The organism is Streptomyces sp. RK62 (genome assembly GCF_018070255.1).
GTDB classification, from domain to species: Bacteria; Actinomycetota; Actinomycetes; order Streptomycetales; family Streptomycetaceae; genus Streptomyces; species Streptomyces nigra.
Genome location: NZ_JAGPYD010000017.1, coordinates 158521 through 179603 on the forward strand (window position 1 = coordinate 158521; position 21083 = coordinate 179603).

Annotated in this window: 17 protein-coding genes; 5 read left to right on the forward strand and 12 right to left on the reverse strand. The window is 71.9% G+C overall.

The genetic code is table 11. The features are described 5' to 3' along the window. Positions 1-62: 62 nt before the first annotated feature. The gene (locus tag KBY32_RS29660; RefSeq protein ID WP_210982270.1) at positions 63-932 is read right to left on the reverse strand and encodes a triacylglycerol lipase; all 870 of its coding nucleotides are present in this window, start codon (positions 930-932) and stop codon (positions 63-65) included. Between the two features lie 188 nt (positions 933-1120). Further along, the gene (locus KBY32_RS29665; protein WP_055622778.1) at positions 1121-1567 is read right to left on the reverse strand and encodes a MarR family winged helix-turn-helix transcriptional regulator; all 447 of its coding nucleotides are present in this window, start codon (positions 1565-1567) and stop codon (positions 1121-1123) included. Between the two features lie 102 nt (positions 1568-1669). Here KBY32_RS29665 and KBY32_RS29670 point away from each other — a divergent pair, with 102 nt between their 5' ends. Continuing rightward, positions 1670-2044: a cupin domain-containing protein gene (locus KBY32_RS29670; protein WP_055622950.1), complete on the forward strand. Its 375-nt coding sequence runs from the start codon at positions 1670-1672 to the stop codon at positions 2042-2044. A 35-nt stretch (positions 2045-2079) separates the two neighbouring features. Here KBY32_RS29670 and KBY32_RS29675 read toward each other — a convergent pair whose 3' ends face one another. Further along, the gene (locus KBY32_RS29675) at positions 2080-5589 is read right to left on the reverse strand and encodes a DNA polymerase III subunit alpha (protein WP_210982271.1); all 3510 of its coding nucleotides are present in this window, start codon (positions 5587-5589) and stop codon (positions 2080-2082) included. A 155-nt stretch (positions 5590-5744) separates the two neighbouring features. On the opposite strand from KBY32_RS29675, the gene KBY32_RS29680 reads away from it, so the two are divergent. Further along, entirely contained in the window at positions 5745-6788 is a 1044-nt protein-coding gene (locus KBY32_RS29680; protein ID WP_210982272.1) for a DUF3533 domain-containing protein, read from the forward strand. Between the two features lie 59 nt (positions 6789-6847). Here KBY32_RS29680 and KBY32_RS29685 read toward each other — a convergent pair whose 3' ends face one another. From KBY32_RS29685 to KBY32_RS29695, 3 genes are all read right to left on the reverse strand, one after another. Continuing rightward, complete coding sequence (locus tag KBY32_RS29685) at positions 6848-7930, reverse strand: S1 family peptidase (RefSeq protein WP_055622775.1); 1083 nt, start codon at positions 7928-7930, stop codon at positions 6848-6850. 412 nt (positions 7931-8342) lie between these two features. Further along, positions 8343-9248, reverse strand: a complete 906-nt coding sequence (locus KBY32_RS29690) for a S1 family peptidase (RefSeq protein ID WP_108706174.1) — start codon at positions 9246-9248, stop codon at positions 8343-8345. Positions 9249-9895: 647 nt separating this feature from the next. Then, the gene (locus KBY32_RS29695) at positions 9896-11125 is read right to left on the reverse strand and encodes a DUF5685 family protein (protein ID WP_210982273.1); all 1230 of its coding nucleotides are present in this window, start codon (positions 11123-11125) and stop codon (positions 9896-9898) included. Positions 11126-11439: 314 nt separating this feature from the next. Here KBY32_RS29695 and KBY32_RS29700 point away from each other — a divergent pair, with 314 nt between their 5' ends. After that, positions 11440-11877, forward strand: coding sequence for a cell division protein SepF (locus KBY32_RS29700; protein ID WP_115506258.1), 438 nt, complete (start codon positions 11440-11442; stop codon positions 11875-11877). A 36-nt stretch (positions 11878-11913) separates the two neighbouring features. Here KBY32_RS29700 and KBY32_RS29705 read toward each other — a convergent pair whose 3' ends face one another. Then, positions 11914-13104 carry an acyl-CoA dehydrogenase family protein gene (locus KBY32_RS29705; protein ID WP_210982274.1) on the reverse strand — a complete coding sequence of 397 codons (1191 nt, stop codon included), beginning with the start codon at positions 13102-13104 and terminating at the stop codon, positions 11914-11916. A gap of 115 nt (positions 13105-13219) precedes the next feature. Further along, on the reverse strand, positions 13220-14821 hold the full coding sequence (locus tag KBY32_RS29710) for an MFS transporter (protein WP_210982275.1): 1602 nt from the start codon (positions 14819-14821) through the stop codon (positions 13220-13222). A gap of 454 nt (positions 14822-15275) precedes the next feature. Here KBY32_RS29710 and KBY32_RS29715 point away from each other — a divergent pair, with 454 nt between their 5' ends. After that, a complete protein-coding gene (locus tag KBY32_RS29715) occupies positions 15276-16304 on the forward strand; it encodes a phosphatase PAP2 family protein (protein WP_115506254.1) in 1029 nt (342 codons plus the stop codon). A 94-nt stretch (positions 16305-16398) separates the two neighbouring features. On the opposite strand, the gene KBY32_RS29720 is transcribed toward KBY32_RS29715, so the two are convergent. Beyond that, on the reverse strand, positions 16399-16614 hold the full coding sequence (locus KBY32_RS29720) for an I78 family peptidase inhibitor (protein ID WP_210982276.1): 216 nt from the start codon (positions 16612-16614) through the stop codon (positions 16399-16401). A 469-nt stretch (positions 16615-17083) separates the two neighbouring features. On the opposite strand from KBY32_RS29720, the gene ctaD reads away from it, so the two are divergent. After that, entirely contained in the window at positions 17084-18775 is a 1692-nt protein-coding gene (gene ctaD, locus KBY32_RS29725) for a cytochrome c oxidase subunit I (RefSeq protein WP_210982277.1), read from the forward strand. On the opposite strand, the gene KBY32_RS29730 is transcribed toward ctaD, so the two are convergent. From KBY32_RS29730 to KBY32_RS29740, 3 genes are all read right to left on the reverse strand, one after another. Next, on the reverse strand, positions 18757-19140 hold the full coding sequence (locus tag KBY32_RS29730; RefSeq protein WP_055622766.1) for a hypothetical protein: 384 nt from the start codon (positions 19138-19140) through the stop codon (positions 18757-18759). The genes ctaD and KBY32_RS29730 overlap by 19 nt on opposite strands. A gap of 67 nt (positions 19141-19207) precedes the next feature. After that, complete coding sequence (locus tag KBY32_RS29735) at positions 19208-20500, reverse strand: ABC transporter substrate-binding protein (protein WP_210982278.1); 1293 nt, start codon at positions 20498-20500, stop codon at positions 19208-19210. Beyond that, on the reverse strand, positions 20475-21026 hold the full coding sequence (locus KBY32_RS29740) for a hypothetical protein (protein ID WP_210982279.1): 552 nt from the start codon (positions 21024-21026) through the stop codon (positions 20475-20477). Before KBY32_RS29740 ends, KBY32_RS29735 begins: the two co-directional genes overlap by 26 nt. Positions 21027-21083: the final 57 nt, after the last annotated feature.

Sequence of the window (21083 nt, forward strand, 5' to 3'; positions counted from 1 at the left end):
TCCGGGGCCTGAACGGCGGCTCAGGCCGGTCAGGCCCCGGCGGTGTGTCCGCGGTCAGCCGCTCAACTGATCGCGGACGCGCAGGTCGTGGGGGTGGCGCGGGCCGGGTCGAGCGCGTTGGCCACCTCGTGGAAGGCGATGCGGTCGGTCAGGCCCACCAGGGCGTGTTCGGACAGGTCGAGGGCGCACTTGTCCTGGATGAGGACGTTCTTGACGGAGGAGCCGGACAGGAACTGGGTGCGGTAGGGGGTGACCACCTCGTCGTACTTGGTGGCTATGACGGTGTAGCGGACTCCGGGGACGGTGTCGCCGCCCGCGTTGAGCCGCTCCATGAAGTCGGACCCGGCGACCTGCTGGGCGAGGGCGGGGGTGGCGGCGTTCAGGAGGTCGCCGGCGCCGGGGAAGTACGGCAGCAGGTTGGCGAGCCCGGACAGGGTCGTGCCGTGGTTGTTGGGCGCGATGCCGACGAGGGCGTTCACCTTGGGGGCGCCGCCGAGGAACTTCAGGTAGTAGCGGGGCATCATGCCGCCCTGCGAGTGGCCGACGAGGTCGGCCTTGCCGGCGCCGGTGGCCGCGAGCACCTTGTCGACGTAGGCGGAGAGCTGTTCGGCGGACTTGTCGATGGGGCCGAGGGCGTTGAAGAACGGCACGCCCGGCAGCTGGCCGTAGTCCAGGGAGAAGACGCAGTAGCCCCGGTCGGTCAGATAGGGCGCGAGAAACAGCCAGTTGTCCACGGAGTTGGCGAACGTTCCGTGGACGAGGACGACGGGGCGGGGGTGGGCGGCGGAGGGCTTGCAGGAGTAGTCGTTCCAGCCGCTGCTGGGTGCTGCCGCCGTCGGGGCGGCCTGGGCGGCGGTGGCGGGGACGACAGCGACCGCGGCGGTCAGCAGCAGCGCGGCCAGCGGTCTGAGCATTCGTTTCCAGGGCAGCATCGGGTGATCTCCTCGCGACTCGGGGGAGGTACGACGGCCTTACGCCCTGTGATCCGGATCACGAAGGATGCTGTTCACTCGTCAAGTTACGGGCGAGTAGCAGGCGGTGGGAAGTTACGCGTCGGTAAAAACTTCCAGCGATAACCGCAGCGGTAACCGCGGTATCTGATAAGGCCCCTGACAGGACGTCACCAACTGGGACGGACCGGACCGTGCACGGCGATCCGCGTCAGCGCGTGCAGCAGGGCCCGCAGGCCGTCCTCGCCCAGCACCTCGCCCCAGGCCCCCACGACCTCCGCCGCCGCCTCCTCGGCGGCGCGGGTGCAGGCCCACCCCCGCTCGGTGAGCACGATCAGCCGGGCGCGGGCGTCCCCGGGGTGCGGCCGGCGCTCGGCGTACCCCTTGCGCACGATCTCGTCGACCAGCTGGCTCGCGGCCTGTTTGGTGACCCCGAGATGGGTGGCGAGCTCGGTGACCGTGGCGCCGTCCGGGGCGAGCCGGGCGAACGCGAACCCGTGCGCGGGCCGCACCCCGTCGAACCCCCGGCCGACCACGCCGTCGTGGATGCGCCGGGTGAGGTCGCCGGCGGCGGAGAGCAGGGCGGCGGACAGGGCCATGGCGTCGGAGTTCTGCACACGGGCATTGAAACACCCTTGACCAATTGGTCAAGCAGGTTGACCATATAGGCGCATAGTCAAGCTGCTTGACCATCGTGGATCGTCATGGAGGAGTCCGTCATGCCTGTCGTCCGTCCGTCCGAAGCCGTGGTGCACGAGATGCACGGCGCCCGTTTCGTCTCGTACGCCACCCCGCTCACCGGGAGCCGGGAGCTGTGCGCCTGGCGCGGCGAGGTGCCGGCCGGCACCCGCGCCCCCGCGCACACCGTCAGCAAGGAGGAGATCCTGCACATCCTCGACGGCGGTCTGCGCGTCACCCTCGACGGGGAGACGACCGACGTCACCGCGGGCGACACGCTCATCGTCAACGCCGGCGCCACCCTGACCGTCGAGAACCCGGGCACACGTCCCGCGATCACCTGGGTGACCACGCTCGTCGGCCTGGAGGCGGAACTCGCGGACGGGACACGCATCGCTCCCCCGTGGGCCCGCTGAGGTTCACCCGGCTCCCGGGAGACCGGCCGGCGCGGTCATCCCGCGCTCCCCGGGCTCTGGTGCCACAACTTCCGCCCTCCGGCGGGCCCTTCACCCGCGGGACGCAGATCGGCCCAGGGGTGCATCTCGTACCCCGTGGACATCCGGATGGTCCGCTGCCGCTCCATCCCGTCCTGGGCCGCGGAGCCGGCCGGCGCGGGCGCCCCCTCGGACCCGGCGAGCCGGCGCCGCGCCGCTCCCTCGCCGTCGGAACCGTCCACGGGGCCGCCGTCCCCGGCCAGCCGGGCGGCGACACCCTCCAATCCCTCGCTCCGGCGCACCTCCAGCAGGTCCGCGAGGTTCCAGGCGGCGGAGCCCACGACGCTGAGGCTGCGCGGCCCGCGCCGCTGCACGACGCCCCGCACCAGCAGCAGCCAGGAGTGGAAGACGGTGTGGGCGCAGGCGTCGTGCGAGTCGTCGAAGAAGGCGAGGTCGACCAGGCCCGTCCCGTCGTCGAGCGTGCTGAAGATGACCCGCTTGCCGGACCGGATCGGCGGGGTCTGGGTGGCCGCCTTGGCGCCCGCGACCAGCACGGTCTCCCCGTGCCGCGCCTCCCGCAGCCGGCGTGCGCCGACCACGCCCAGCTCCTGGAGGAACTCCCGGTGGTCGTCCATGAGATTGCGCGAGGCGTCCATCGACAGCACTCCCAGCTCGGCGCTGAGCCGCTCCTCGGAGGTCAGGTCGGGGAGTCCGGCGGCGGCCGTCCGCCGTCCGCCGGCCAGCGGGAGCTGGTCCCCGCCGCCGCCCCGGGCACCCCGGTGCAGCTCGGTCAGATGCAGTTGCAGGTCCCGCCGGTTGGCGCCGAACGCGTCCAGCGCGCCGACCTGGGCGAGCCGCTGGGCGAGCGGACGGCTGGGCCGGGCCCGCTCCCAGAAGTCGAGCAGGGAGGCGTACGGCTGTCCGGCCGCGATCCGGGCCGCCTCGGCCTCGCTGATGCCGTGCACGTCGGAGAGGGCGAGCCGCAGCCCCCAGGTGCCGCCGGACTTCCCCGAGTCGGACACCAGTTCGATCCGATGGGTGACGCCCGAGACGTTCACGTCCAGCGGCAGGATCGGCACCCCGCGCCGCCGCGCGTCCGCGAGCAGCAGCCGCTTCGGGTACATCCCGGGATCGTGGGTGAGCAGCCCGGCGTAGAAGGCGGCCGGGTGATGGGCCTTCAGCCAGGCCGACTGGTAGGTCGGCACGGCGAAGGCGACCGCGTGCGCCTTGCAGAAGCCGTACGAGCCGAAGGCCTCGACGATCTCCCAGGTGCGCCCGATGGTCTCCGCGTCGTACCCCTTGGCCGCCGCATGCTGGGCGAACCACACCCGGATCCGCGCCTGTGACTCCGGGTCGGAGAGCCCGCGCCGGACCCGGTCGGCCTCGTCCCGTCCGCAGCCGGTCATGAGGTGCACGATGTCGATGATCTGCTCGTGGAAGACGACGACCCCGTACGTGTCGCGCAGCGGCTCCGCCAGGTCGGGGTGCGGGTAGCGCACCGGCGCCCGCCCGTGCCGGGCTTCGATGAACGGCCGCACCATGTCGGCGGCGACCGGTCCGGGCCGGAAGAGCGAGATGTCCACGACGAGGTCGTGGAAGGTGGCCGGCTGGAGCCGTCCGACCAGGTCCCGCTGGCCCGGCGACTCGATCTGGAAGCAGCCGAGCGTCTCGGTGGACCGGATCAGCCCGTAGGTCGCCGGGTCGCCGTCGGGCACCCCGTCCAGGTCGATCCGCTCGCCCGTGGCCCGCTCCACCTCGGAGACCGCGTGCGCCATCGCGGACTGCATCCGCACCCCGAGGACGTCGAGCTTGAGCAGCCCGAGGTCCTCCACGTCCTCCTTGTCGAACTGCGACATGGGCAGGTTCTCGCCGCTGGTCGGCACGACGGGCGTCCGGGCGTGCAGGGTCGCGTCGGACAGGAGCACCCCGCACGGGTGCATGGCGATGCCGCGCGGCAGGGCGTCCAGCGCCTCCACCAGCTCCCACAGCCTGCCGTACCGTTCCCGCTCCCCCGCCAGCCGGCGCAGCTCGGGCAGTTCGTCCAGGGCCGCGCGGGCGTCCCGGGCCCGGATGTGCGGGAAGGACTTGGCGATGCGGTCGATGTCGGCCGGGTCCATCGACAGGGCCGCGCCCACGTCCCGGATGGCGTGCCGCACCCGGTAGGTCTCCGGCATGGAGACGGTCGCGACCCGCTCGCTCCCGAACCGGTCGATGATCGCGCGGTAGACCTCCAGCCGCCGCGCGGACTCCACGTCGATGTCGATGTCCGGCAGCACCAGCCGCCGCTTGGACAGGAACCGCTCCATCAGCAGCCCGTGCTCGACGGGGTCGGCGTGCGCGATGCCGAGCAGATGGTTGACGAGGGAGCCCGCGCCGGACCCCCGGGCGGCCACCCGGATGCCCATGGCCCGTACGTCGTCGACGACCTGGGCGACCGTCAGGAAGTAGGAGGCGAACCCGTGGTGGGCGATGATGTCCAGCTCGTGGTGCATCCGCTCCCAGTACGCCCGCCGCCCGTCGTAGCCGCGCCGCACCATTCCGGCCACCGCCCGGGAGGCGAGCGCCCGCTGGGCGGTGCGCCGGCCGGCGCCGACGAGATACGGCTCGGGGAAGTGGACGGTGCCGATGCCGAGGTCGTCCTCGGGGTCGACGCGGCACTCGGCGGCGGTCGCCGCGGTCTGCTCCAGCAGCCGGCGCGCGGTGCCGGGTCGGAAGCCCGCCGCCTCCACGATCCGCTCGGCGGCCCGTTCCATCTCCTCGGGGCCCTTGAGCCAGGCCTGACCGGAGTCCCGTTCCCCGAGGGCGTCGACGGGCACGAGCCGGCGCGCGGCGTCCAGCACGTCGGCGACCGGCCCGAGGCCGGCGTCGGCGTACCGCACGGCGTTGCTCAGCACCGGCCGGATCCGCTGCTCGGCGGCGAAGCCCACGGTGCGGGCGGCGAGCCGCAGCGACCCCGGGCCGGTGCCCTGCCGTCCGTGCCATACGGCCTCCAGTCGCAGGGCGTCGCCGTAGACCTCCCGCCAGGGGGCGAGCAGCCGGGCCGCCCGGTCGGGGCGTCCCGCGGCGAGCGCGCGGACCACGTCGGAGGCGGGGCCGAGCAGGACGGTCAGCCCGTCGCCGTGGTTGTCGGCGCGGGGCAGCAGGGGCGGGCCGTCGCCGCGGTGGGCGGCGGAGACGAGCCGGCACAGGTCGGCCCAGCCGCGGGCCCCGTCCCGGGCGAGGAAGGTGACGCGCTGCGCGGGTTCGTCGACGAACGCGCCGCCGCGCACCGGGGTCCGCCGGCGCCCCGGCGCCTCCTCGCGCGGCGCCGACTCCTCCACCGCCAGCTCGACGCCGTACAGCGGACGTACGCCGACCGTGGCGCAGGCCTTGGTGAAGCGGACGGCGCCGGAGAGCGAGTCGCGGTCGGTGAGGGCCAGGGCGTCCATGCCCCGCTCGGCGGCCCGCTCGGCCAGCCGCTCCGGGTGGGAGGCGCCGTGCCGCAGGGAGAACCCGGAGACGGTGTGCAGATGCGTGAAGCCCGACACACGCACCTCCCTGGCGGGCCCGAGATCGACCCTCGAACATCAGTTCCCTACTCCCTCACCATAGACCATCTCCGGGCCCTTATCGAACACCCGTACGACACTCATTCAGTCCTCCCCCACCTGCGCGGACACCCCTCCCCCCGGAGCGTTGAGGCATGACGCAGCCCAGCCCCTTCCTCGCCGAGGTGAAGGAGGCCGTCACCCCCCGGGCCACCCTGCTCGTGGCCGGTGTGCTCGCCCTCAGCCTGCTCTTCATCACCTCGTACGTCGGCGCCCTCCACGACCCGAAACCCAAGGACGTCCCCGTCGGTGTCGTGGCGCCCCCGGCGGTCGCCGAGCAGACGGTGGACCGGCTGTCCGCGCTGCCCGACGGCCCCCTGGACCCCCGGGCACTCCCCGACGCGGAGACGGCCCGCGCCCAGATCGTGAACCGCGACATCTACGGCGCCCTGGTGATCGACCCGGCCGGCACCCGGGACACCCTCCTGGTCTCGACGGGGGCCGGGCGGGTGCTGGCCCTCACACTGGAGACCGTCTTCACCGACCTGGAGCGGACCCAGGACCGCACCCTGCGCACCGTCGACGTGGTCCCGGCCGACCCGCAGGACGCCAACGGGCTCACGTCCTTCTATCTGGTCGTGGGCTGGTGCGTCGGCGGCTATCTCTGCGCGTCGATCATGACGATCAGCTCCGGTGCCCGCAGCCCCACCCCACGGCGCACCCTGATCCGGCTGCTCTCGATGGCCGTCGTCGCCGTCGTCGCGGGGCTCGGCGGCGCGCTGATCGTCGGGCCGATCCTCGGCGCGCTCCCGGGCAGCACCGCCGCGCTGTGGGGCCTGGGCGCCCTGACCGTCTTCGCGGTCGGCGCGGCCACCCTCGCCTTCCAGTCCCTCATCGGCATGGCCGGCATCGGCCTGGCCATCCTGATCGTGGTGATCCTCGGCAACCCCAGCGCGGGCGGCGCCCTCCCGCCCCCGCTCCTCCCCCCGTTCTGGCGGGACATCGGGCCCGCCCTGCCCCCGGGGGCTGGCACCTGGGCGGCCCGCTCGATCGCCTACTTCAAGGGCAACGACTCCACGGGCTCCCTGCTGGTGCTGTCGGCGTGGGCGGTCGGCGGCACGGTCGTCGCCCTGCTGACGGCAGTACTGCGGGGCAGGGGCCGGGACCGGGACCGGACGGAGACCGCCGCCACCCCGTGAGGGGACGGCGAAGAGCCCCGCCCCCCGACAGCGGGGGCGGGGCTCTCGTGAAAGCGGCGTCAGCCGATCTCGGTACCCGTGGCGGAGAGCGCCTCGGTCACCGGCTGGAAGAAGGTCTCGCCGCCGGAGGTGCAGTCACCGCTGCCACCGGAGGTGAGGCCGACCGCCTTGTCGCCGGAGAACAGCGAGCCGCCGCTGTCGCCGGGCTCGGCGCAGACGTCGGTCTGGATCAGCCCGTTGACGATGTCGCCGTTGCCGTAGTTCACGGTGGCGTCCAGGCCGGTCACCTTGCCCTCGTGCACCTGGGTGGTCGAACCGCTCCGGGTGACCGCCATGCCCACGGTGGCCTCGGCGGCACCGCTGATGGCCTGCGTGGAACCGTTGTAGAGGTTCACCTCGCTCGGGTGGTCGACGTCGGCCGAGTACTTGACCAGGCCGTAGTCGTTGTCGGGGAAGCTCGAGTCCGCGTTGGTGCCGATCTCCTGACCGCTGGAGTCGGACCAGGTCGAGATGGACTCGGTGCAGTGCCCGGCCGTCAGGAAGAACGGCTCGCCGCCCTTGACGACGTTGAAGCCGAGCGAGCACCGCCCGCCGCCGCCGGTGATCGCGTCACCGCCCGCGAGGAAGGGCTTGAACTCCCCCTTCGAGCGCTTCAGTTCGACCGTGGCGCCCAGTCCGTCGGCCACCTCGGTGAGCTTGGCCCACTCGGCCTTGGAGACCGTGCGGTCGGCGGTGACCACGACCTTGTTGGCGGTCGGGTCCGTCACCCAGGCGGTGCCGGGGATGGTGGCGTCCTGCTTCAGCGTGGTGCGGGCGCTTCTGAGCTCGGCGAGCGAGTTCTGGACGACCCGCGCCTTGGCGCCGGCCGCCTCGACGGCGCCGGCGGCGGCCTCGTCGAGGACGTTCACGACGAGGCTCTTGGCCTGGGCGTCGTAGTAGGTGCCCGCGGCGTCGGCGCCGAGGTCCTTCACGAGGGTCGAGGCGAGCTTTCCGGCCGCGCCGACCGACAGGGTCTTCGGCGCGGAGGCCTCCGGCGTCTCACTCGCGTTCGCGGACTGCAACGTCACGCCGGCGGCGACCAGTGCGGCGATGCCCGCACCTGCCACGGCGACACGGCGCCTGGGTATGCGTCGGTGCTTCAACTCACGTCCTCCTGTGGGGGGTCGGTCCGAAAGGTTGTGGGGACCTCGTCGGACCGGAAGGCGTACGGCCACGGGGACGACTCACAACAAAAGCCACACCCGCGCCGGTTGAACAGGCCTCACTATTCCTATGTTCGACAGGAGGACACAAGGTCGACTTCAGGACGGGCACAGAACACACGCACACACCCCCCAAATCTTGACCATGCACTGTCACACTCATGGTCTTCGCTCAGCAAACACCGCGAGCGAGCACGGCATCAGCAGCGGGTGAGGTCTACTCCTGTCCTGAAATCGCCCCTGAGGACTGGATATACCTGGGGACACGACGACGAGCCCCCGCACGCGATCGCGTGCGGGGGCTCTTCCCGATGCCGTGCGGACCTCACATGTGCCGGGGCGGCACAGCCGGTCAGTAGACGCTGACGCCGTAGGCGGACAGGGCCTCGGTGACCGGCTGGAAGAAGGTCGTGCCGCCGGAGGAGCAGTTGCCGCTGCCGCCGGAGGTCAGACCGTACGCCGTGCCGTTGCTGCCGTAGAGCGAACCGCCGGAGTCGCCGGGCTCGGCGCAGACCGTGGTCTGGATCAGACCGGAGACGATGTCGCCGCCTCCGTAGTTGACGGTCGCGTTGAGGGCGGTGACCCGGCCGCTGTGCGTACCGGTGGTCGAGCCGTCCCGGATGACGGTCGTGCCCACGCTCGGCGTGGCGGCGCGGGTGATGTCCACGCCGTTGGCGGTGCCGGGCCGGCTGACGGAGCCGGTGTAGCGCACGATGCCGTAGTCGTTGCCCGGGAAGCTGGAGCCGGCGGTCGAGCCGATCACCGTAGTGCGCCCGGAGTTGGAGTACCAGGTCCCCGCGCCGTCGGTGCAGTGGCCGGCCGTCAGGAAGTACTGGTTCCCGCTGCTGTCCTGGACGTTGAAGCCGAGGGAGCAGCGCCAGCTGCTCGCGTAGATGGCGTCACCGCCCTGGATGAACTTCTGGAACTTGCCGGGGGTGCGCTTGATCGTGAGCGCGTCGGCGCCGGAGCCGGCCTGCTCCTTGATCTTCGCTATCTCCGCCTGGGAGACCGTGCTGTCGACGGTCACCGTGACGCGGTTGGTCTTGCTGTCGACGGCCCAGGCGGTGCCGGGGACGTCGGCCTTCAGCACGGAGCCGCTGACGCTCTTGAGCTGGGCGGCGCTGAAGGTGGTGGGGGTCTCTGCGGCGGTCGCGTTGGGGATCGCGAAGGCCGCCGCGGCGACGAGGCCGGAGGACACGGCGATCAGCCGGGTCCGTCTCGTGATGCCGCTGCGAGGAGTGGTGCGCTTGATCCTCACGTTTCGTTCCCTCCAAGGGAAGTCGGGGGCCCGCGTGGGGTCGGGGCCCGTGAGGCGCAGGCAGGAGGGGTCATCGTCCGGATTCCGAACATGCCGTGCTCCTGACAAGCGCTGAGGGGAGTATTCGGCCGAACGACCGGTCGGCACAAGGGTGCCTTTCGGCCGTCAACATTTGAACCATGTGTGCACGTTGGCCGAGGCTGTCCGCATCGGCGCCGGTCAGAGCCGGTTGCGCGCCCCCTCGCCCGACGCGCCCCCGACGCCGTCGAAGGGGCCGGCCGGGCATGCGGCGCCCCCGCAAGAGGGGCGCGAGCCACGGTCGGACCGGGGGACGGACCGGCGGCCGGTACCGCACCGGGGCGCACGGCGTCCCCTCACCCGGGCCCGCGCGCTCCGCGCCCCGGAACGCCTCGACACATCTGACGCCCGCCCCCGCGCACGCCGCCCACTCCTCGCCGCATGGCCGGAAGTAGCCCCTCCGGATAGCCGGCTTCCGGTTCCCGATATCCGGTTCCCGGTTCCCGGCTCCCCGGCTCCCCGGCTCCCCGGCTCGCGGTTCGTGGGTCCCGGTTCACGGTTCGCGGGTCCCGGCTCGCGGTTCGCGGTTCACGGTTCGCGGTTCACGGGTCCCGGGTCCCGGTTCGCGCCTAGCAGCCGTCGCACGGGCAGCAGCAGTCGCACCCGTCGCAGTCGCAGTCGCGGCAGCAGCCCTCGCGCTTCTTACGGGACCACGGGCCCTCGTACTCCTTGGCGCAGCACAGCTTGCAGGTGCAGCACAGCAGCCAGAACATCCCGCAGCCGGCCCAGAATCCACGCCGCCCCTTCGGCGGCTGCGGCGCCGGCCCCTCCCCGAACCCGCCGAACCCGCCGAAGCCACCCCCGCTCCCGCTCCCGCCCGCCGCGCCCCCGCCCCCGGCGTACGGATTCCCGCCCCCGGCGTACGGGTTCTGCGGCACGCCCCCGTACGGCCCCTGCTGCGGCGGCTGCCCGTAAGGGCCGGGCTGATGGGACGCGCAGACCGGCGTCGTGCCGAAGGCGCGGTCCACGGAGCGCCGCAGTTCGTGCACGAGCAGCAGGTGCGCGAGCCCGGGCTCGGTGAACTCCACCTCGCGCAGCGCGAGCCGCACGCCGTGCACGGCGTCGTCGGCGAGCCGCCGCGCCTCCGCGAGGGAGGTCCCGGTGGCGGTCAGCGGGTTCCACGCACCGGCCTCGGCGTCGGCGGCCAGGTCCTCCACGGCGTCCAGGAGGTGCGCCAGCCGTCCGAAGAGCCGGCCGGCCTCGGCCAGCGGCCCGGCGTTGCCCGGCCGTCCGGCGAGGACGGCGGTGTGCGCGAAGGCGGCGGCCGTCGCGGTCTCCGTCGGCTCGGTCACGGTGAGGATCGGTGTGCCGGGCCCGGCGAGGGTCTCGATGCCGAGCTGCCGGTCGACGGCGTCGACGAGGACGGCCGTGTCGAAGCCGACGGCCGAGCCGGAGCGCAGCCCCGCCGCACCCCAGCCCGCGGCCACCCGCCGGGCGGCGAGCGCCACCGGCCGGCGGGCCAGCAGCCCGTCCCCGTCGGCCACGTGGTCCCGTACCTTCGCGGAGGCGAGCACCAGCGAGACGGCGGCGGCGAGCCGGGCGCCCTCACCCTGAGCGACGGACGCGGTGCGCATTCCGCGCAACGGGCACGGTCCCGCCGTACGCCGCAGCGCCCCCGACCGGTCGGACTGAGCCTCCGTCAGGACGGATATCAGCAGCCCGTCGTAATTGGTGACCACCCTGGCGAGCTGTCCGTGGTCCCCGCGCAGGGCGAGACACAGCCCGCACAAATGCGCCATCCATTCCGTGGTGAACCGCTCTCCGAGCCGGTGCCGGCAGGGCCTGACCATTCCGAACATGACGCTCCCCCGAGGTTGTTCCACTGTGCCGGGCTGCCGCATCGTACCGGCCGCCGTGCCTTTCCCCCCGGGCGCGTCGTTCACCCGGACGCACCCCTCATCACCCGGACGCCGTGAAGAATCATATTTCACTCACAGTCAGCAGCCGTTTGTGGCACGTCCCTTGGGGGACACGGACTCTCGACGGATTCGCTGTGCACCAGTACCGTCACAAACCCCCCGCGCGGCGTCTATCCACTTGGCGCGACGTCCGCATCATGGATGACCATAGGGATGCGGAATGGAAAGAAAGACCGCTGTGAGAGGAGGCGTCCATGGGATCGGTGCGCAAGGCGAGTGCCTGGCTGGGCCTCGTTGACGACAACGATGACGAGCGTTACTACGACGACGACTACTCCGAAGGGACCGAGTCCGGGGATGCCTGGGTCACCGACCCGCGGGTCAAGGTGGCCACGGACGTCGCCGAGGAGAAGGGCCGCCGTATCGGCACGGTCACCCCGGACAGCTTCCGGGACGCCCGCGCCATCGGCGAGCTGTTCCGGGAAGGCGTCCCGGTCATCATGAACCTCACGGCCATGGAGCCCGCCGACGCCAAGCGTGTCGTCGACTTCGCGGCGGGGCTCATCTTCGGTCTGCGCGGTTCGATCGACCGCGTGTCCAACCGGGTGTTCCTGCTGTCCCCCGCCGACACCGAGATCGTCAGCGGCGAGCCGGCGGCGCACCGCGCGGACGGCTTCTACAACCAGAGCTGAGGCAGGGCCGCTCGCCGGCCCTGCCTCTCATGGGGTTCACCGGAAGGCGTCCAGCCCGGTGAGCGCCTTGCCCAGCACGAGCTGGTGCATCTCGACGGTGCCCTCGTAGGTGAGCACCGACTCGAGGTTGGTCGCGTGCCGCATGATCGGGTATTCGAGCGAGATCCCGTTGGCACCGAGGATCGTCCGGGACGTACGGCAGATGTCGATGGCCTCACGGACGTTGTTGAGCTTGCCGAAGCTGACCTGCTCGGGACGCAGGCGGCCGGCGTCCATCCGCCGCCCGAGATGATGGGCGAGCAGAATCCCCTTGTGCAGTTCGAGCGCCATGTCGGCGAGCTTGGCCTGGGTGAGCTGGAAGCCCCCGATCGGCCGGCCGAACTGCTCCCGTGTCTTCGCGTAGTCGACGGCGGCCTCGAAGCAGGACCGCGCCGCCCCCATGGCCCCCCACACGATCCCGTACCGGGCGTGCGAGAGACAGCTGAGCGGGCCCTTCAGCCCGACGACCTCCGGAAGCACCGCGTCGGCCGGCAGCCGTACGTCGTCCAGGACCAGCTCGCTGGTGACCGAGGCCCGCAGCGACAGCTTGTGCTTGATCTCCGGTGCGGAGAACCCGGCGCTGTCCGCCGGCACCACGAAGCCGCGGATCCCCTCGTCGGTCTGCGCCCACACGACGGCCACCCCGGAGACGGAGCCGTTGGTGATCCACATCTTGCGGCCGCTGAGCACCCAGTCGGAGCCGTCCTTCTTGGCGTACGTGCGCATGGAAGCGGGGTCGGAGCCGTGGTCGGGCTCGGTCAGCCCGAAGCAGCCGATGATCTCGCCGGACGCCATCCGCGGCAGCCAGGTCTGCTTCTGCTCCTCGCTGCCGAAGCGGTGGATGGCGTACATGGCGAGCGAGCCCTGCACGGAGACCAGGGAGCGGATGCCGGAGTCGGCGGCCTCCAGCTCCAGACAGGCGAGGCCGTACTGCACGGCGGAGGCGCCGGCGCAGCCGTAGCCGGTGAGGGACATCCCGAGGGCGCCGATCCCGCCGAGTTCCCGCGCCAGCTCCCGGATCTCGGGCAGCTCGCCCTTCTCGTACCACTCGGCGACATGGGGCAGGACCCGGTCCGCCGCCCAGCGCCGCACGATGTCCCGGACCGCGAGGTCCTCGGGGTCGAGGAGGTCGTCGATGCCGAGGGGGTCGGCGGGGTCGAACGGGGGCAACTTCACGGACGCGGACATGGGACACCCTCCGGCAGCACGAAAACTAGCACCGCTCATCATCATCGACTGGCCCCGACGCTACGACGTGGTGTTCCGCACGTCCAGTGCGCACCGGGCGCGCCCGGAGACGAGGTCAGGCGGAGACGCGGCGCTCGACGGCCTCGCGCGGCTTGGGCAGCTCCACGGGCGGGGTCTCGCACTGCATGACGCGGGGCAGCTTCAGCGCCATCGCGGCTCCGAGGAGCAGCAGTCCGGCGCTGACGAGGAGCGTCACATGCAGTCCGTGCACGAAGGAGTCGCGGGCCGCGTGCCGCAGGGCCAGGCCGGTGGGCCCGCCCAGCTGCGCGGCGACCTCGTAGGCCTCGCCCAGTGAGTGCGAGGCGGAGGTGGAGGCCGCGGCCGGGACGCCCTCGACGCGGGTCAGGCCGGGGGCGTAGGCCGCGTTCATCACGCTGCCGAGCAGCGCGATGCCGATGCCGGCGCCCAGCTGGTAGGAGGTCTCGCCGATGGCGGCCGCGCCTCCGGACTGCTCCTGCGGTGCCTCGGAGAGCATCGACTCGTACGCCCCGAAGAGCGTGGTCTCCAGCCCGAAGCCGAGCAGCATGAATCCGGCGACCATCAGCGCGGAGTTGTCGGTGCGGCCCATGAAGGTGAGCAGCACGACGGCGGCGGCCGTCAGGCAGAAGCCGAAGCAGACCATCGCCCGCGGCCCGAACCGGCGCAGCATCCGCGCTCCCGCCAGACCGGCCGCCATCGCGGCGAAGGTCAGCGGCAGCAGCCGCAGCCCGGTCTCGAGCGGGGACAGGCCGAGCACCAGCTGGAGGTACTGCGCGGCGATCAGTTCGAGGCCGACCAGGGCGAGCATGGCCAGCACGATGCACCCGACGGAGGTGCTGAACGCGGGCCGCGCGAACATCGTGAGGTCGACCAGCGGATACGTCCGCCGCCGCTGCCGGCGCGCGAAGAGGAGGAGCAGGACCGCGCCGAGCAGGAGCGGCGCCAGGGTGAGCGCGCTGACCACGGGCTCCCCGCCGCCGAGCCGCTTCACGCCGAGGACGACGCCGAACAGTCCGGCCGCCGCCATCAGCGCGCCGACCACGTCCCAGGGGCCCCGGCCGTCGCCCTTCGACTCGGGCAGCAGCAGCCGTCCCACCGGCAGGCTGACCAGCATCAGCGGGATGTTGACGAGGAAGACCGAGCCCCACCAGAAGTGCTCGAGGAGGAAGCCGCCGAGCAGCGGCCCGACCGCCGCGCCCACGGCGGCGACGGCGCTCCAGATGCCGATGGCCAGGGCACGCTCGCGCCGGTCGGGGAAGACCTGGCGCAGGATGGACAGGGTGGCGGGCATGATCATGGCGCCGCCGACGCCGAGCAGCGCGCGGGCCAGGATCAGCACCTGTGGATCGTGCGCGAGGGCGGCGAGACCGGAGGCGAGGCCGAAGAGGCCGTACCCCAGCAGCAGAACGCGTCTGCGGCCCACGCGGTCGCCCAGCGTGCCGAACAGGATCAGCAGCGAGGCGCAGACGAGCGGGTAGATGTCGACGATCCAGAGCAGCTCTATCGCGCCGGGCCTGAGGTCCTCGGTGACGGCGGGTACCGCCACGTGCAGGACGGTGGCGTCGACGGCGACCAGCAGCAGGCTGACGCAGAGGACGACGAGGACGACCCAGCGGTTGGCACCGGCCCCGGCCGCCCGACGGCGCAGCGCAGCGGCGGCCGTGGTCGTCCCGGACATGTACGTACCTCCCAGATGTTCCCTCGCCCCGGCGGGCTCACGGGGTGGGGACTCCCCGAGACTCGGCCGGAGGAGCGGTGTCTCCGGCCCGCGCGACGAAGGGCGAGTGACTCGTCAGAGTACGCGAGTCCGCGGGGGCACCGAGTGGCGGACCTCTCAGACCTCCGCCCGCATCCCTGTGGTGTACGCCACACGGTCGGCCGAACCGGTCCCCGTCCGGCCCACCCCGGAGGGTGATCGCCGGACGAAGGTCACCCGAGGCTCCGATGAACGAATTCATAAGACCCGAATAACAAAGCGCCGCGGCGATCAATGGAATTGAAGGGACGAGGGCTCCGGGATTAGCGATTCTCAGGAATTGCGGGGTGCGTTGAGAGGAATGCCACATCACATCGTCATCACAAAGCCGCGGAATCGCCGTTGTACCGCGCTCACTCGCTGTAACGTCGATTGGGTGTGTACCGAACGAAAGCTGACCCGTCTGGACCGGGTCTTCGCCAGGCTGGACCGGGAGCCCGAACGCCCGGCCCACATCGATGTGCCGCGGATGACCCCGCACCGGGTGGTGCTGTTCGCGGCGACCCTCGCCTTCTACGGCGCCATCGTGTGGGCCGTCGTCGTCACCTCATGGCTGGTCCGGCTGGACTGGCAGGTCATGTTCTTCCGGCCGTACCAGCAGTGGGCCGAGATCCACGCCTTCGTCGACTACTACGTGGTGCTGGGCCAGCGCGGCCCCACCGCCGTGATGGTCGCCGCGTGGCTGGGCTGGCGCTCCTGGCGGCAGCACACCCTGCGCCCGCTGCTCGCGCTCGGCGTCTCGCTGCTGTTGCTCAACGTGACGGTCGGCGCCGCCAAGCTCGGCATGGGCCGCCTCGGACCGCACTACGCGACCACGATCGGCTCGAACGAGATGTGGCTCGGCGGCGATATATTTCCGAGCGGTCACACCGCGAACGCCGTGGTCACCTGGGGCATCCTCGCCTACCTGGCCTCCACCCCGAGAGCCCGCCGCTGGCTGTCCGCCGTGTCGGCGGTGACCTCCCTGGGCGTCGGCATGTCGACCGTCTACCTCGGTACGCACTGGCTGAGCGACGTGCTGCTCGGCTGGGCCGCCGGACTGCTGATCCTGCTCGCCCTGCCGTGGTTCGAGCCGCTGATCGCCCGCGCCGAGACCTGGCTGCTCGACCTGCGCGACCGTCTGCGGGAGCGCCGGGCCGCCGGAGCGTCCGTGCCGGTCACGCCGGTCGAGGCGCCGGTGCTGGTCACCTCGCGCCACCCGGTCACGGAGGACGAGACGGCGGCCGCGCGGGAGGCGGGCCTCGCGGCCCGTGGTCCCCGGGCGCCGGTCTATCTGGCGCCCGGCCCGCACACCGCCCGCGCCGAGCGCGCCCCGGGGACGCCGACCGGGAGCCGCCGGCCGCCGCACACGGAGCGCACCACGCGCGGCGCCGCCTCGACGGCCCGCCCCGTGACGGGCGCCTGACATCCGGGCCGCGGGGGCTTCGGTACACACACAGCGCCCCGCGGCATCACGAAGGCCCCGGCTCCCTCCAAGGGAACCGGGGCCTTCGGCGTGTTCAGCCCTTCCAGGCCCGTACGACCTGGCCGTCCTTCACCTCGAAGTTCAGCCGTCCCGCGCGGTACTCCATCGTGATGATCGCCCCCGGCGGCAGCGCGCGCACCGTGGACCACCCACGGGTCTGGGCGCGCCGCTCGGCCTCGCCGGCGTCGAGTCCGACGTAGGTCTCCGGGTCGTCCTGGGGTTCGGTGGGGGGATGCGGAATGGGTGCCATGCGGCCCACGCTAGGGCCTCGGCACGGGATCGGGCCAGGGGTGCCCGGCTGCGCCTTGGCACGCCCGTCCCCCGCCCGCGTCCCCTCGGGGTCACGCTTTTGTCACAGCATCACGACACGCGTTTCGGTCACCGGAACGGCGGTGGCGGACACGATGAGCCGTCACACGAACGAGGGATTTCCGGGGTTCTGCGCGGGCATTCGAACGTAATTCCCGCGTGTCGTGCGAGGGCCCCGGAAGTGCGGCGCGAGAGTTCCGGCAGAACTGCCTCGGCACTCCTTTTCCCGGGATTTCGCGTGGGCTCCGGCAGCCGGTGCCGCACGAAAAGTACATGGTTCTACCACAGAACCTCCGTACGCCCTCTGTCGCGGCACCGCCGGCGCGAGCATCATGGCGTGAGCTCGCGTCGGCGCGTGCGGCGCGGGTTCAGCGGGCCCGGGGCACGGCGAGCGAAGGGGCGAGCGAGCGATGGGGACGCAGACCGTACCGGCGACGGCACGACCCATGCGGAGCGAGAGGCCCGGCGGCGGCCGGGTGGTCGTCGACTGGCTGACCACGACGGACCACAAGAAGATCGGCCATCTCTACCTGATCACGTCGTTCGTGTTCTTCCTGGCCGGCGGTGCCATGGCGCTGCTGATGCGGGCCGAGCTGGCCCGGCCCGGGACGCAGATCGTGAGCAACGAGCAGTTCAACCAGCTCTTCACCATGCACGGCACGATCATGCTGCTGCTGTTCGCGACGCCGACCTTCGCGGGGTTCGCCAACGAGCTGATGCCGCTGCAGATCGGCGCGCCGGACGTGGCCTTTCCCCGGCTGAACATGTTCTCGTACTGGCTGTTCCTGTTCGGCGGGCTGATCGTGATGGGCTCGCTGATCGTGCCGGACGGGCCTGCGTCGTTCGGCTGGTTCGCCTACGCGCCGCTGAACAGCCTGGAACGCTCCCCCGGCATCGGCCCCGACCTGTGGATCATGGGCCTGGCACTGGCCGGTTTCGGCACGATCCTGGGCGCCGTCAACTTCATCACCACCATCATCTGCATGCGCGCGCCCGGGATGACGATGTTCCGGATGCCGATCTTCACCTGGAACACGCTGTTCACGTCGATCCTGATCCTGATGGCGTTCCCGGTGCTGGCCGCCGCGCTGCTGGTGCTGGAGGCGGACCGCCGGTTCGGCTCGGTGGTGTTCGAGGCGGGCAACGGCGGGGCGCTGCTGTGGCAGCACCTGTTCTGGTTCTTCGGGCATCCCGAGGTCTACATCATCGCGCTGCCGTTCTTCGGGATCGTCACGGAGATCATCCCGGTCTTCAGCCGGAAGCCGATCTTCGGCTATCTGACGCTGGTCGGCGCGACCATGTCGATCACCGGGCTGTCGATCGTGGTGTGGGCGCACCACATGTTCGTCACGGGGGCGGTGCTGCTGCCGTTCTTCTCCTTCATGAGCTTCCTGATCGCGGTCCCCACCGGGGTGAAGTTCTTCAACTGGACCGGGACCATGATCAAGGGCTCGCTGTCCTTCGAGACCCCGATGCTGTGGGCGACGGGCTTCCTGGTGACGTTCCTGTTCGGCGGTCTGACCGGGGTGATCCTGGCGTCGCCGCCGCTGGACTTCCATGTGTCCGACACCTACTTCGTGGTCGCCCACTTCCACTACGTCGTCTTCGGCACGGTGGTGTTCGCGATCTTCGCCGGGTTCCACTTCTGGTGGCCCAAGTTCACCGGGAAGATGCTCGACGAACGGCTCGGCAAGATCCACTTCTGGACGCTGTTCGTCGGGTTCCACACCACGTTCCTGGTGCAGCACTGGCTGGGCGCGGAGGGCATGCCCCGCCGGTACGCCGACTATCTGGCCGCCGACGGCTTCACCGCGCTGAACACCGTCTCGACGATCGGCGCGTTCCTGCTCGGCCTGTCGACGCTGCCGTTCCTCTACAACGTCTGGAAGACGGCCCGGTACGGCGAGAAGGTCGAAGTCGACGACCCCTGGGGGTACGGCCGCTCGCTGGAGTGGGCGACCTCCTGCCCGCCGCCCCGGCACAACTTCTACACCCTGCCGCGGATCCGCTCCGAGTCACCGGCCTTCGACCTGCACCATCCGCAGCACGCACTGGAGGCGCCGCAGCCCGAACCGCCGTCCCATCAGGCGGCGTCCTCCTGAACACGCCCTAACCGGCTCTCCACACTGAGATTGCCCTGCCGGGTCACGTACGGCACACGGGAGGCCGACGGGTGGACGTCCATGGCGCCCGACACCACCCGGGCGTCCGGGTCCTCCGCCGTGACGCTGGCGTAGGCGTCCCAGTGGCCCTCCGGCAGGACGACGCTGCTGGGCAGGGCCGCGCGCAGCCGTCCGCGGGCCGCCGGGGCCAGTGGCAGGGTGACCTCCTCCGGCCCCTCGCGGTGCCGCAGCACGAGATGGGCCGTGTCGTTCGCCTGGGGCGCGGTGACGTCGAACGTCAGGCCGCCCGCCGAATCGGCGATGCAGTCGGCGCGCAGTGGTGCGGCCTGCGGCACGGTCGTCATGCGCTGCGGTTCCTCCTCGGGTCGGGGCTCGTCGGTTGGACCGGCGACAACGCCCTTTGGTTGCCCCTCAGGGCCGGTACGGCAGCTGCGGCACCTCGAAGCACGTGCGGTTCATGTCGCCCTGGGACACCCAGCCCTCGCCGTCCTCCCAGCGGGCCACCGACAGACAGGTGCGGCGGGTCTTGGGCGGCTCGGGCAGCCGCTCGAACATGACGGGGAGCAACAGCCCGCCGGCGGTGAACCCCTGACCGCGGTTCATGTGGTCGTCCACGCACGCGCGCGTGACGCCCCGCGCCGCGCACGCCTTCGCCGCGTCGGTGAACCAGCGGGCCGCCGCCCAGCCCTCCAGCTGCCACTGGGAACGCGCCGGCAGCTTCTTCGTCGCGTCCCGGAACTCGCGCACGGCCGGGTGGCCGGAGTCCTCGAAGTTGCGGGACGAGCCGGTCGCCCAGAGCGCGTTGCGGCAGCGCGGGGCGTCCTTGTAGTCCTCGGCGACGGTGGACGTCCAGTTCTGCACGTTGGTGACCTTGGCGGTGACGTCGGCGCCGACGTCGTCCATCGCCTCGCACAGCCGGGCGTTGCCGTGCCCGTCGATGGCGTCGAACACGAGGTCGGCGCCCTGCTCCTTCAGATCGGCCGCCGCCGCGCGGAAGTTGGGCAGCGCGAAGTCGACCTGCTCGGTGACCACCTTGTAGCCCTCGGCCTTCAGACCGCGTTCCACGAGCCGGGCGTAGGCGGCGGACGCGGGCTGGTTGTACGACACGACGGCGGCCGTCCGGGCGCCGTGCTCGCGCTTGAAGTAGCGGTAGACCTCGGTGCCGCCGTACTGGACGCCGTCCCAGCCGGTGGTGCCGTCGCGGGGCGCGAGGCTGCCGTAGATGCCGTACAGGTGCGGGTAGGTGTCGTAGGCGGCTCCGATGGGCTGGCCCCCGATGTCGGGCACGCGCGCGCGGGAGACCCGTGGGGCGCCCGCGTAGTCGAGTGCCGTGGTCGCGACCAGGGCGACGATCTCGTCCTCGTCGACGAGGCGGTGCACGCACTCGTTGTTGCCGACGCCGCTGCCGCCGTCGTCGCACACCCGGACCTCGACGCGGCGGCCGTCGATGCCGCCGCGTGCGTTGAGCCGGTCGAACCAGGCCCGGGCGCCGTCGCGCGGGCCGGTGAAGGCGTTGCCGCCGACGGGGCTGGTGGCGCTGGTGATGATCCCGACGCGGATCGGGGTGCTTTCGGCGGGCCGGGACGGGCCGTCCCGGTCGCGGTGCTCGAAGTCGCTCTCCGGCAGCCGGCTGCCGCAGGCGGTCCCGAGGGCGAGCACCATCACGGCGACCGCCGCCTCAGCACCCCGGGATCGGCGACCCATTGCCGCTCATCTGGACCAGCGCGCACAGCGTCTTCGTGGACACCTTCCAGGTGCCGTCCTGCTCGACGGCGGTCCCGGAGGCGTCCGGCAGGGCCGTGGTGCCCTTCAGGGTCAGGTCGTACGTCACGTTCGCCTCGGTCGGCGAGGTGAACTCGACCTCGGAGACCTTCGCCTGGACCTGGCCGCCGCGCTCGTCGCCGCTGAACGCCCGCAGGACCGGCCCCATCCGGTCGCCGTTCTCCAGGACGGCCTGCTTGTCCTCCAGGGACGTCTTCGGGTCGAAGAACTTCTGCCAGTTGCCCTTGATCTCCGCGACGGCGGCCTGCGCGTCGGCGGGTGCCGTGGCCGCCGGGGACCGTCCGGTGCGTTCGGCGGTGGGGGACGGCGGGGTCGCGCCGCCGCCTCCGCCGTCGTCGTCGCTGCACGCCGCGACGGCCGGTCCGAGGACGAGGAGCAGGGCGGCCGCGGCCGCGGTCCCCCGTCCCCTGCGTGTGCCGCTGTGCCTGAGGTCGCTCCCGAGAACCATCTGGCTCACCACCGGGGTGTCGATCCGGGCCGTGGACGCCCGGTGCTTTCAGGGTCG